Below are 12,342 nucleotides of genomic sequence, written 5' to 3' on the forward strand. Positions count from 1 at the left end.
CACTGGCCTCGTCCCGCCGCGCCAAATAGCCTTGGGCCCCACCGCATTCTTCAGGCGGGCACGCACCCGCGCCACCCGTACAAACTGGATAGGACTTCTTGGGATCAGCATCCAATACGGCTTCGACACGGACCTCGTGCTTCCAATAATCCCCCATATCGTAGATGTAGGAAAACCGGTCGTTCTGGCAAAACCCGAAGTCACTCAGCGGAATATCCGGGTTCGCTGCATGCAATTCCCAAGACCCATAATCCACGGCGCGAATATCAAACTGAAAAAGATGAATGCCGTCCCAACCCATCGCGACCTGCAAAATCCCGTGTAACTCGTGCAGGGTGGTGGACGACGAAACCAACACCCGCCGCCAGATCATCGGGCTGATGTCCAGAAGCCGAAGTTTGAGTTGAAGAATTTCTGACGGTACAGACATCCAGAAAATATGTCAGATCATCCCAAAAACGCAATTGCCCCACGCTTTGAGGTGCTCTCCTTGCAGCGCGGTCTGATCGCGGCATTCTTTGCCAACATCCTGCTGAACCCACTGCTGATCTATGGCATCCCGGGCATCTGGGACGGAATGGGGTTCAACGGCATTGCCTTGTCCACAGTGATCAGCCAATCCGGTGTCATGATTTATGTTCTGTGGCGTATTCTAGGGCGCGATATGATGCAGGGCCTTCAACGTTCTGAGTTCACGCCAGATATGGTCAAATTCAAAGAAATCACAGCGCAAATGTTGCCGACAAGCTTTGCCATCGTAGTGATGTTCGCAGGCGGGTTTGTTGTGCAATTCGCATTAAAAGGTTTTGGCGAACATGCACTTGCCGCCTATGGCGTCGCCCTGCGGGTAGAACAGATCCTGTTGCTGCCTGTGCTGGGTATGACGGGGGCGCTGCTGCCCATTGCGGCGCAGAATTTTGGTGCAGGTCACGCAGATCGTGTACGCGACGCCGTGTTTTTCTGCTGGAAGCTTGGTTTCATTCTTATGGCAGTCGCCTGTCCGATGCTGTGGTTTGGTGGCGGCTTTGCCATGTCGCTTTTCACAGATAACGCCGATGTCATTCGTGTGGGGCAAAGCTATTTGCGCGTCGATGGGTTTATCCTGCCCATCTATATGATGCTGTTTGCGATCAATTCGCTGCTGCAAGCGCTAAAACGCCCGATCTGGACGCTGTGGATTGGTATTTACCGTCAGGGGTTTGGCGTGGCGTTTTTCATCTGGATTTACATTGGGGTGCTAGATTTCTCAATTTGGGGCGTCTGGTTTGGCATCGCCACCAGCGTGATCACCGGCTGGATCGTGGCCCTGGTGGTTTCAGAAAAGGTCGCGCGAGACGAAATTGGCGGCCTCTGGAACCCACAGCCACAGGGGGCCAAGATATGAAAAAGATTCAAAATCCTCCTAAGCAGACGTTTAGCGAATTTTGTTCGCATCCCCCCTGTGTTCACAGAAAATATAAGAAAAATACCTGTTGCACAGGGCCCGCCTGTCGCCACAAACTGAACCTGCCTTTCCGATTTTCAGCGTAAAGAGAGAACAGCCGATGCAAACAGCAAAGCCAATCATCAACGCCCGGGAACTCGACAAATTCTATGGCCCGTTTCAGGCCCTAAAAAATATCAACCTGAGTGTGGAAAAAGGCGAACGCGTTGTGATTTGCGGGCCTTCTGGATCTGGTAAATCGACACTTATTCGGTGTTTCAACGGGCTTGAAAACCATGATGCAGGCCAGTTGACCGTTGATGGGATTGACGTTCACGCGGATTCCAAAGACATCCGAAAGCTGCGCCAGGACGTGGGCATGGTGTTTCAGCAGTTTAATCTTTTCCCCCATCTGACCGTTCTGGAAAACCTAACAATCGGCCCGATGAAGGTGCGAAAAATCAGCAAAGCCGATGCTGAAAAGCGTGCGCGTGAATATTTGGAACGCGTCCATATCCCGGAACAGGCCGATAAATATCCAGCGCAGCTGTCAGGGGGACAACAGCAGCGTGTTGCCATCGCACGGTCGCTTTGTATGGAAACCCGGGTGATGCTGTTTGATGAGCCGACATCAGCACTTGATCCTGAAATGATTAACGAAGTGCTGGATGTCATGGTTGAACTGGCAGAAACCGGTATGACGATGGTCTGTGTGACCCATGAGATGGGATTTGCCCGTAAGATCGCGGATAAAATGGTGTTCATGGAGGCTGGCGAAATCGTAGAAGTCGCCCCGCCCGAAAAGTTTTTCACCAATCCAGACAGCGCCCGTTGTCGTGCCTTCCTTGATCAGATTCTGGAACACTGATCATGCAGGGGCCATCATTCATTACGCGATTTTTTCGCTCACCTCCCATCGCAATCGGATTGTATCTGATCATTATTGGTGCATTGGTCTGGGCGGCTTTTGCCGGGTCTCAGGCCATGGGTTACAACTGGCAGTGGTACCGGATCCCGCAGTATCTATATCGTTTCACAGATGACGGGTTTGAGTGGGGCGAAATTGCCGTTGGCCTTGTAAAAACCCTGCAACTGTCAACAGTTGCGTTTCTGCTGGCTCTGGTGCTTGGCCTGATTGTTGCGCTGTTGCGCCTGTCTGGGCTTGTGGTGGGAACCGGCGTTGCAATCATCTTTCTGGAAGTCATCCGAAACACGCCCCTGCTGGTTCTGCTCTATCTGTTTTACTATGTGCTGGGGCCCGTTTTTGGGCTTGATCGCTACACCGCAAGCATCCTGTGTCTGGCGGTGTTTCACGCAGCTTTAATCTCAGAAATCTTCCGTGCAGGCATCAATGCCGTCGCCCAAGGACAATGGGAAGCCGCGAAATCCATTGGCATGTCAACGGGGCAGGCCTATCGCTATATCGTGCTGCCACAATCCGTGCGCTTTATGCTGCCGCCGATGACCGGTGAAGTCGTTCACATGGTGAAAAGTTCAGCCATTGTCAGCGTGATCGCGGTTGCTGAGTTAACCACGATTGGCCGTAATATTATTTCTGACACCTACATGAGCTTTGAAATCTGGTTCACCATTGCCGCCGTATATATGATTGTGACCCTCATCCTGTCCTTTGGGGTGTCTCTGGTGGAAAAACGATATGCAACAGGAACTTAACCAAACAAACCATCCGCAAGAGATGGATCATTCAACAGTAAGGAGACAACCATGAAACTTTCAAAACGTATCGTTGGTGCGGCCTTGGCGCTGGCCACCGCTGCAGCACTTGCCCTGCCGGCAACGGCCCAACAAACACGCCAGGCCATCGCCCAGGACAGCGTCATTGAAACCATCAAAGAACGCGGCGTGATCAAGATCGGTCTGTCCATCTTTAAGCCTTGGTCCATGCGCGATCTTGACGGGGAACTGATCGGGTTCGAACTGGATGTGGGCCGGAAGCTGGCTGAGGACATGGGAGTGGAAGTCGAATTCATCCCCACATCATGGGATGGCATCATTCCGGCGTTGGTATCTGGCAAATTCGACGTCATCATTTCCGGCATGTCGATCACACCGCAGCGCAACCTGACGATCAACTTCACCGATCCCTATGCCTATTCCGGCCTGACTATTCTGTCCAATAAAGGCATGACGGATGGCATGTCGCTGGAAGATTACAACAGCGCCGATGTTACCTTTGCTGCGCGCCGTGGCGGCACGCCAGCAACGGTCATCGAAACGCTGTTCCCTGAAGCGGAACTGCTGTTGTTTGATGAAGACGGCGCCGCAACACAGGAAGTTCTGAACGGCAATGCACACGCAACAATGGGCGCGGAACCGACCCCTTCGATTGAGGTGCGTCAGTATCCTGAGACCCTGGTTGTGCCATTCACAGACACTTTCCTTGCGACCGGTGAATCCTTTGGTTTCCGCAAGGGTGACCCAGATGCTGAAAACTTCTTCAACAACTGGATCAGCGTAAACTGGAAGAACGGCTGGCTGGAAGAACGCAACAACTACTGGTTCCGCAGCTTTGACTGGGAAGACCAAGTCGCAGCTGAGTAATAAACACATGTCAGGGGCGTTATCCGCCCCTGACCCCGCCCCCAAGCAGAGACAGACCCGTGCCGAAATTTTTAAAAAAACTACACTGGCTTGATTATGTGATCCTAGTTGTGATTGCGGTGTTCGCCACGGCAATTGTGATGCGTATCGGGGGGGCTTTGAATTATAACTGGCGTTGGGAACGGATCCCGAATTACATCCTGCGCTGGAAAGAATCTGAGGGAAAATGGGTTGCAAACCTGTTGCTTCAGGGGCTGATCACCACAATTCGCGTCAGTATTTATGCCGGTATTCTTGCGGTGATCCTAGGCACAATTCTGGGCATGGCGCGCTGTGCAAGCAATCTGACCATCCGCATGCTGGCCCGCACCTATCTTGAATTTTTGCGCAACATCCCACCCGTTGTGATCATGTTCATTTTCTTCTTTTTCCTATCCGAACAGCTGATCGTTGCCTTTAATATCGAAAGCTGGGCCCGTGGCATTGCGCGCCAGGAAAACAACGCAATCTGGGAATTTTTCTTTGGTGATATGCGCCGTTTCCCGTCGCTGATTTCAGGCGTTGTGGTTCTTGCCCTATTTGAAAGCGCTTTTGTGGGCGAAATCGTACGTGCTGGCATTCAGTCAGTACCATCAGGCCAACGCGAAGCCGCGCGTTCCATTGGTATGTCGGGCCTGCAAGAAATGCGTTACATCGTCCTGCCGCAAGCGATGAAAAAGGTCACGCCGCCCATGGCAAACCAATTCATCACACTTGTGAAAGACAGTTCCATCATCTCATTGATTTCAGTGCAAGAACTGACGTTCAAAACCGTTGAGCTTGTGGCATCCACCCGCATGATATTCGAGGCCTGGATCGTGACCGCAGGGTTCTATTTCGTGATTTGCTTCGGGCTGTCCTTGTTGTTCAGACGGCTTGAACGTTAGAGGCCGATCCTGTCATCTGGCCGGGCAAAGGTTTGGGCTGCGCAGGGAAACATATCCATGATTTCTGAAGAGTCCTGCAGATTATCAACCCGCAGGCGGCCATTGTCCCAAAGCTTCACGCCATCAAGCGTCACAGTTGGGTCAATCACATTCCAGGAAATTTCACCCGGCGCATATCCCCCACAGGTGTGGAAATGCAAAACACGCGGATTGCCAAATCCAGCCCCGCCCCACCGTTCATAGCTGTCACGCGCTTGGCCTGGAAACCCACATCCCGGGTGAATGCCTGCGTGCCATGAATGCACGAAATCCCGGTCGATCCCCAGACTGTCTGCAACATGGTCATAATGACGGTTGGCCACGGCGACTGATTCAGCGTCCCCTTCGAACCCGGTCAAGCGCCCCTGTTCAAACAGGGCAAAAACTTCGCCCTGAAATTCAACGGTGTAAGGTGTGTAATATTGAGATCCCGTTCCCGTCAGGAACCCGGGCATCGCCACCCGCCCGCTAAAACTATGGGCGGGGATCGGCGTTGGCACCGACATTGGGAAACGTCGTATCGTCGTGTCAGACCCTGTGGTCAGCTTTAACTGGGGCTGCCCGGTATAATCTGTGCCACGCGGACAGGTTACATGTACATTTTTGGCAGAAACAACCGCGCTGTTCACCGCATCTTTTAGGCGTAAAAAAGCATCATGATGCGCCGTGCCAAACCCCGACCCAAGCATATCGGGACACAGAGCATAGCTGACAACAATCCGTTTACCTTCTGGCATTTGTGAAAAGCGCAACTGATCACCGAGGCGTGCGAAAAAGACAATCACATCGGCGCTATCAAAAGCCTGCACCACCTTATCGGGCAAGGCACGCGCCTGGCTGTCAAATCCGACATTCAAGGATTTCGCCACCATCCCCAACCCTTCCGCAGCAGAGGCCACACAATCGACAACCCGATTGTCGTAGTACCCCAGATCAGCAGGTTCATGGGCAATCAGAACGGTTTCGCCTGGACTCGCCTGGGCGCAGTTCATCAACAGATTACGTGCGCCAAAATATTGGGAAGCTGTGTAAGTCATCGGTTCCAGTCAGAGAGATTCTCACAAAATCGTGAGGCTTACTTCTGTCTAAATCGCCCCCTTCCCTGAAACCATTTGAAAACTATTATACAAACCATTAGCCTAGCTGATATGTCACAAACTTTGCCTTATGTTGCGCTGCGCGCGTTTGAAATGGTTGTTCGGAAAGGCAACTTTAGTGCCGCTGCGGATGAACTTGGCGTCAGTCAAAGCGCGATCAGTCAGCATGTCAAAATGCTTGAAACCTGGCTGGGCAGTGACTTGCTGATACGCGGGGCCCGGCAATCAAGCCCCACGCCCGAGGGACAAGTTCTGGCCCATACCATTGATGAAAGCCTGGGCCGCCTTGAAACCATTTGTTCTGATATCAGACGTAAGAAATTCAGGGATACAGGGCTTGTGGTATGTTGCCCCCCGGGGTTCGCATTTGCCTGGCTGTTTCCGCGCCTGCTGGATTTTGACCTGAAGCATCCCGAAATTTCACTGTCGGTTTCCACAGACAATCTGAGCCAAGATCGCCTGCCTGACGATGCAGACATTGGCATTCGATATGGTATGGGCGAATTTGCCGGGCTGCATGTCGAACATCTAATGTCTGAAGATGTATTTCCCGTCTGTGCGCCCAATCTGATGCCTTCGGTGCGCCCCGGTACGGCCACGCCGGATGACCTGACGGGGTTCACCCTTTTGATGGATGAATATGAAAACAAATCCGGTCCTGCACCGGATTGGGATTTCTGGGCCCGAGAAACCGGCACCAAGTTGCCAACCGGGCTGCGATCCCGTCGATTTTCCCAATCAAACCTGGTGACACAGGCCGCAATTCAGGGACTTGGCGTCGCGATGGGGCGCGGTCCATTGGTGGCCGCAGCATTGAAATCAGCCGCTTTGATCCGGCCCTTTTCACAATCGGCACAATCCAGATATTCCTACTGGATAGCCCATCGCAACAGCGCCCACCCAAGTGTGCAGGCTTTTGTAACCTGGGCACATGAGCAGGTGCATTTGCAATGATTCAACCGGTCAATCAGCCGTAAGGCATGACGGCTTTCTTTAGGCTGCGTTATACGCTTTGGGCCGTGGCAGGGCCTGTTCAAGGTCATAGATCACATCATCCACCCCTTCGAGCCCGATGGACAGGCGCACCAAGCCTTCGCTGATCCCATGCAATGCCCGTTCTTCGGGCGTATATGTGGAATGTGTCATGCTGGCTGGGTGCTGCACCAATGTTTCCGCGTCCCCCAGTGACACCGCACGGGTGATCATTTTCAACGCGTTCATCATATTGCGCCCGGCCTCAAGACCGCCATCCAGTTCAAAGGCAATCATGCCCCCAAATTGCGACATCTGGCGTTGCGCCACATCAGATTGTTCAAAGCTGTTTAATCCCGGATACCAGACCTTTTGCACCCCATAGGCGTGTTCCAGCATCTCAGCGACCGTGGCCGCACTGCCGCAATGGCGGTCCATTCGCAGTTCAAGTGTCTTTAATCCGCGCAGAATAAGCATCGCATTAAACGGCGCCATAACAGCCCCTGTCATATCCTTCATGCCATACAGGCGAATTTCTGACACCAGTTCAGCCGATCCGGCCAACAGACCGGCAACGACATCCCCGTGACCGCCAAGATATTTCGTCGCCGAATGCAGAACGATGTCGGCACCATGTTTGACGGGTTGGGTCAAATATGGCGTCGCATAGGTGTTATCCACCACGACATAAGCGCCCATTGAATGGGCAATCGCTGAAATGGCCTGAATATCAACCAGACGCATGTTAGGGTTTGCAGGGGTTTCAAAATACACAACTTTGGTCTTGTCACTGATCGCTGTGGTCAGGTTTTCAGGATTGGTCAGATCCACATGGGTCACTGTCACCCCAAATTTGGCCAGCCCGTGCTGCATAAAGGAAAATGTGCAGCCATATAGGGTTTTATCCAGGATGACTTCATCGCCCGGAGCCAGAAGTGTCCACATGGTGGCGGTGATCGCACCCATGCCGGATGCCAGTGCCAGCCCCGCCTCGGCCCCTTCTAACACTGCGACGCGTTGTTCCAGCAGATCACAGGTCGGATTCGAGATGCGCGAATAGATATGACCAGGCCGTTCGCCCGCAAACATCTCGCCACCTGCTTCGGCTGTTTCAAATGCGAAGGTTGATGTCAGGTGAAGTGGCGGCGTCAGTGCACCTTCGTTTTGCATCGGATCATATCCGTGATGAATAGCGCGGGTTGCAAAGCTGTGGGAACGATTGCGCATCGGGTGACTCCTTGATTTCGGGAGTACAATATTGCAAGCAGCCTGCTGTTATATTCCAAATAATGCTTTGTTATTCACTGAAATTAGCAATATATGCCAAGTTATGAGAAAATTAGACAATAAAGACCAACAAATCATCCGAACCCTGCAACGCCACGGTCGCATGACAAATCAGGATCTGGCTGCCGAGGTGAACCTGTCGCCCTCTCCATGCCTAAGGCGGCTGAAATTGCTGGAACAAAGCGGTGTCATCACAGGGTACAGCGCCAATATTAATGCCGAAGCTTATGGGTTGCCCGTCACTGTATTCGTGCACGTCAAACTAGAAAGCCACACCGAAGTTGTCGTAAAGAAATTTGAGGCCGATATCGCCCGGGTTGATCAGGTTCTGGAATGCTTTGTTATGACCGGTGCATCTGATTACCTGCTTCGGGTGATTGTTGCAGATCTTTCGGATTACGAAAACTTTGTACGCAGAACGTTGCATTCCATCGGCAGCATCGCATCGATCGACAGCAGTTTTGTCTATGGCGTCGTTAAGAAAACAAATGTGTTTCCGATGACCCACTAATACAGTTTCAGGAACAATCGGCACCACCTGTCATGGACGTCTGCTCTGCGCGTTATCCATCCAATGTAACGCCACCATCACCGGCGCATTTCATCGGATTGGGGATTGATCTGGCGGCGCACACACAGGCCGCTTCATTTTGCGACAGGCATCTGTGTCAGTCATCCTGAAGATAAACCCGTGGGCTGCGTCCGCCCCAGTCGACAAAAAGGTCGGCCATAATCGTTCTGAATTGATGTTCTGAGCTGACGATATCAATGCAGTCCTGCCCCTGTTGGCCAAAAACCACGGCTTCATCGCCGCTTTGCACGTCGGGCAGTTCTGTTACATCGGCAATAATCGTATTCATGGATATTTTCCCCAGGATCGGAACTTTCCGCCCCCGGATCAGAACCTCCCCGCGGCCAAAGCTGTCACGACCAAAGCCATTGGCATAGCCCAGCGATACATTCGCCAGTCTGCGGGGCTGATCAAGGGTTGCAGCGCGGTCATATCCGATTGTGCTGCCCGTCGGATAAGTCCCGACATTGGTGATATGGGCTTTCAATTCAATCGTTGGGCGGAACCCTAGGTCACGATTAATAATGCCATAAAGAACCGCGCCGCAACGATACATATCCGTTGTCACAGCTTGCCGCGATCCCAGCGTCAGAGAACTGCCCGCATGTACCAGAACATCTGTTCGTTTCAGCCCGGAATGCTGAATGACCCAGCTGACATCTGCCTGAAAACGCCTATCACTGTGGCGCAGGTCTTCGGGTGTGTTCGAAGGAAAATGCGTACAGATGCCTGCGATATGTCCCCCGACCAGATCAAGGATGCGCAGACAGGCCCTCTGCCCTTCTGGAGTAGACAGTTCCAACCCATCACGGGACATGCCATCCGCATTCAAAGCCAGATGCAACCCGGGGTTTTGATGCCCATCTCGCGCGAGATCCGAAAAGACCATGGCTGCATCGAGAGAGCTGACCTGTTCCTGTACTTTGTCGTGTAAAGCGTCTCGTATTTCATCAGGTGTGGCGGACCTCAGACGCAACAGATTGCCCGTAAAGCCCGCATCACGCACGGCGCGCGCTTCGGCGTTTGACGTGATCCCGATATGGTTCACGCCCGCAGCCAGAACGACCGGCACGACCGCCTTGATCCCATGCCCATAGGCGTCGGCTTTCAATACCGCGCAGAACTTGGTTTTAGGTGGGATCAGATCCAGGGCTATCTTCAGATTATTCGCAATGCGATCCGGATAAATTTCGCACCAGGATGCTTTCACAGGTTCAGTCATGGCAGTTTATCCGGTGGTTTTACCAAGTATCTGCCGAGTGATTTCCAGAAAGACAGCCGGACCAATGGCCAGCAAACTGTCAGGGAAATCATAATCCGGGTTGTGCAATTGTGGATGGGTTTTGCCTGCCCCTAGAAACAGCAAACAGGCCTCCGCCCCATCCTGGCCAAACCGACCGAAATCCTCAGACCAGCGCATGGGGTGATTCATTTCACGTATCATGGCCCCGGCTTTTTCGGCCGCGATACCAGCGATCTTGGCTGCCTTGTCACTGTTGGTTACCGCATGAAAAACATCGTGCCAGGACACGTCTGTCTGCAGTGGACCTCTGGCTTCATCTAACAGTTTTTCAGCGCCATCGATCAGGGCAGCCATGCGATCATCGGTCATACTGCGCAGGGTGACGCGCAATTCACCCTGCCCCGGCGCAATGCCAAAGGCGGCTTCACCGATATTCACATGTGTCAGAGTGCTAAGCCCGAAATCTGGATCTGAAACCTTGCCCGAAGACAGGGCCGGAAAAGACTGGATCAGCTGCGCAATCGCGGGCGCGGGTGAAATCCCATCTTCAGGCGCGCCCGCATGCGAACTTTTGCCTTCGAAATTGATCTGCATGCCACGTGACGCACAATTGGCAGGCCCTGACCGTAAGCCAATTTCACCCAAGGCATGGCCCGGAACATTGTGATAGGCAAAAGCGTAGTCAGGTTTAATCTTAGTCCAGCGCGGATCATCGATCACGGCCTGTGCGCCAAATCCAGTTTCTTCGGCGGGTTGGAACAGCAATATGACACGACCACGCGCCGGACGCTTTGCCAGTGCCATACCTAGGCCCAAAACCATGCACATATGTCCATCATGACCACATAAATGGCCCTTCCCCGTAATTTCGGATTTATAAGGAAGATCAGATACCTCGGTGATCGGCAGCCCATCAAGTTCACAGCGGAACAACACTGTCGGCCCCTCTTCGAGACCGCGAAACTCTGCCGCAACACCTGCGCCACCAAGACCTTCCCAGATCTGATCCGCACCCAGTTTTTTCAATTCAAGAACAACGCGAGCGGCGGTCTGAACTTCGTCACCCGACACCTCGGGCTGGCGGTGCAGGTCATGGCGCAGTTCTGTCAAATATGTCAGCTGCGCTTGTGACAACACGTTCATGCAGCACCTTTGTGTTCGGGTTGCGCCCGCAATACCATGCCGAACAGATCACGCGGATCATCGGGATCGGCCAGCAGATCTAACTGTTGGAAAAGACCCGTGCCTTCCAATTGATCGCGGATATAGCGCAGAGCTGAAAAATCTTCAGTTGCGAAACCAACCCCGTCAAATAGGGTGATCTGGCGGTCGCTGATACGTCCTTTTGCTTCGCCCCGGATGACTTTCCACATCTCGGTGACAGGGAAATCATCCGGCATGTTCTGAATCTCGCCTTCAATGCGGGTTTGTGGGGGGTATTCCACAAAAACATCCGCACGTTTCAAGATATCGACCTGTAATTCGGTCTTGCCCGGACAATCGCCGCCAATCGCGTTAATATGGATCCCCGCACCCACCATATTGTCATTCAGGACCGTCGCGTTTTGCTTGTCTGCGGTGCAGGTGGTGATGATTTCCGCGCCCTGAACCGCGTCTTCGGCGGTCTTGCAGGGCTGCAATGTCATGCCCAGGCCCTGCAGATTGCGCATCAGTTTCGCGGTCGCAGCCGGATCCGTATCATAAAGGCGCAGGGTGTCGACGCCGCAAATCACTTTCATCGCTAGGGCCTGAAATTCAGACTGTGCACCATTGCCGATCATCGCCATTGTGCGCGCATTTTCCGGCGCTAGATATTTCGCAACCACCGCCGATGTTGCGGCCGTACGCAAGGCTGTCAGAACCGTCATTTCTGTCAACAGAACCGGATAGCCCGTGTAAACATCCGCCAAAAGGCCAAAAGCGGTGACCGTTTGCAGGCCTTCTTTGGTGTTCTTCGGGTGGCCGTTTACATATTTGAACCCATAGGTCGTGCCATCGGATGTCGGCATGAGTTCGATCACACCTTCCTTTGAGTGCGCAGCGACGCGTGGGGTTTTATCGAACAGTTCCCAACGCTTAAAGTCATCTTCAATATAGGCAGCGATGCCGGACAGCATTTCCTCAATGCCGATCCGATGGATCAGTTGCATCATATTATCGACGCTGACGAAAGGAACAAAAGCCAGTTCAGACGGAGAGGTATTGGACATTTTAGGAACTCT

The 12,342-nt window shown here is 52.9% G+C and carries 13 protein-coding genes; 7 read left to right on the forward strand and 6 right to left on the reverse strand.

Annotation, left to right across the window (positions count from 1 at the left end; all coding sequences use genetic code 11):
* Positions 1-430: plasmid pRiA4b ORF-3 family protein (locus tag ACPGUT_RS08300; RefSeq protein ID WP_423990269.1), on the reverse strand; the 430-nt coding region annotated here is incomplete at its 3' end.
* A 9-nt stretch (positions 431-439) separates the two neighbouring features.
* On the opposite strand from ACPGUT_RS08300, the gene ACPGUT_RS08305 reads away from it, so the two are divergent.
* The 5 genes from ACPGUT_RS08305 (at position 440) to ACPGUT_RS08325 (ending at position 4,911) form a co-directional block, all read left to right on the forward strand.
* The gene (locus tag ACPGUT_RS08305; protein ID WP_423990271.1) at positions 440-1,384 is read left to right on the forward strand and encodes an MATE family efflux transporter; all 945 of its coding nucleotides are present in this window, start codon (positions 440-442) and stop codon (positions 1,382-1,384) included.
* A gap of 160 nt (positions 1,385-1,544) precedes the next feature.
* Positions 1,545-2,291, forward strand: a complete 747-nt coding sequence (locus ACPGUT_RS08310) for an amino acid ABC transporter ATP-binding protein (RefSeq protein ID WP_423990273.1) — start codon at positions 1,545-1,547, stop codon at positions 2,289-2,291.
* Positions 2,292-2,293: 2 nt separating this feature from the next.
* Positions 2,294-3,097: an amino acid ABC transporter permease gene (locus ACPGUT_RS08315; RefSeq protein ID WP_423990275.1), complete on the forward strand. Its 804-nt coding sequence runs from the start codon at positions 2,294-2,296 to the stop codon at positions 3,095-3,097.
* A 51-nt stretch (positions 3,098-3,148) separates the two neighbouring features.
* Positions 3,149-3,985 (forward strand): transporter substrate-binding domain-containing protein, encoded by an 837-nt coding sequence (locus ACPGUT_RS08320; protein ID WP_423990277.1) that lies wholly within the window; start codon positions 3,149-3,151, stop codon positions 3,983-3,985.
* A 59-nt stretch (positions 3,986-4,044) separates the two neighbouring features.
* The gene (locus tag ACPGUT_RS08325) at positions 4,045-4,911 is read left to right on the forward strand and encodes an amino acid ABC transporter permease (protein WP_423990279.1); all 867 of its coding nucleotides are present in this window, start codon (positions 4,045-4,047) and stop codon (positions 4,909-4,911) included.
* Here ACPGUT_RS08325 and ACPGUT_RS08330 read toward each other — a convergent pair.
* Positions 4,908-5,987 carry a hypothetical protein gene (locus ACPGUT_RS08330; RefSeq protein ID WP_423990281.1) on the reverse strand — a complete coding sequence of 360 codons (1,080 nt, stop codon included), beginning with the start codon at positions 5,985-5,987 and terminating at the stop codon, positions 4,908-4,910. The two genes, ACPGUT_RS08325 and ACPGUT_RS08330, sit on opposite strands and share 4 nt — an antisense overlap.
* Before the next feature lie 111 nt (positions 5,988-6,098).
* Between ACPGUT_RS08330 and ACPGUT_RS08335 the strand changes: the two genes are divergently transcribed.
* Positions 6,099-7,001 carry a LysR substrate-binding domain-containing protein gene (locus ACPGUT_RS08335; protein ID WP_423990283.1) on the forward strand — a complete coding sequence of 301 codons (903 nt, stop codon included), beginning with the start codon at positions 6,099-6,101 and terminating at the stop codon, positions 6,999-7,001.
* A gap of 39 nt (positions 7,002-7,040) precedes the next feature.
* On the opposite strand, the gene ACPGUT_RS08340 is transcribed toward ACPGUT_RS08335, so the two are convergent.
* Positions 7,041-8,246, reverse strand: a complete 1,206-nt coding sequence (locus ACPGUT_RS08340; protein ID WP_423990285.1) for a methionine gamma-lyase — start codon at positions 8,244-8,246, stop codon at positions 7,041-7,043.
* 103 nt (positions 8,247-8,349) lie between these two features.
* Between ACPGUT_RS08340 and ACPGUT_RS08345 the strand changes: the two genes are divergently transcribed.
* Positions 8,350-8,817: an Lrp/AsnC family transcriptional regulator gene (locus tag ACPGUT_RS08345; protein WP_423990287.1), complete on the forward strand. Its 468-nt coding sequence runs from the start codon at positions 8,350-8,352 to the stop codon at positions 8,815-8,817.
* 157 nt (positions 8,818-8,974) lie between these two features.
* On the opposite strand, the gene alr is transcribed toward ACPGUT_RS08345, so the two are convergent.
* From alr to ACPGUT_RS08360, 3 genes are read right to left on the reverse strand one after another with little or no spacing between them, the layout of a single operon-like run.
* The gene (gene alr, locus ACPGUT_RS08350; RefSeq protein WP_423990289.1) at positions 8,975-10,099 is read right to left on the reverse strand and encodes an alanine racemase; all 1,125 of its coding nucleotides are present in this window, start codon (positions 10,097-10,099) and stop codon (positions 8,975-8,977) included.
* A 6-nt stretch (positions 10,100-10,105) separates the two neighbouring features.
* Entirely contained in the window at positions 10,106-11,263 is a 1,158-nt protein-coding gene (locus tag ACPGUT_RS08355; protein ID WP_423990291.1) for an amidohydrolase, read from the reverse strand.
* Entirely contained in the window at positions 11,260-12,330 is a 1,071-nt protein-coding gene (locus ACPGUT_RS08360) for an ornithine cyclodeaminase (protein ID WP_423990293.1), read from the reverse strand. Before ACPGUT_RS08360 ends, ACPGUT_RS08355 begins: the two co-directional genes overlap by 4 nt.
* Between the last annotated feature and the right edge of the window lie 12 nt (positions 12,331-12,342).

The organism is Halocynthiibacter sp. (assembly GCF_049608145.1).
Classification (GTDB): domain Bacteria; phylum Pseudomonadota; class Alphaproteobacteria; order Rhodobacterales; family Rhodobacteraceae; genus Halocynthiibacter.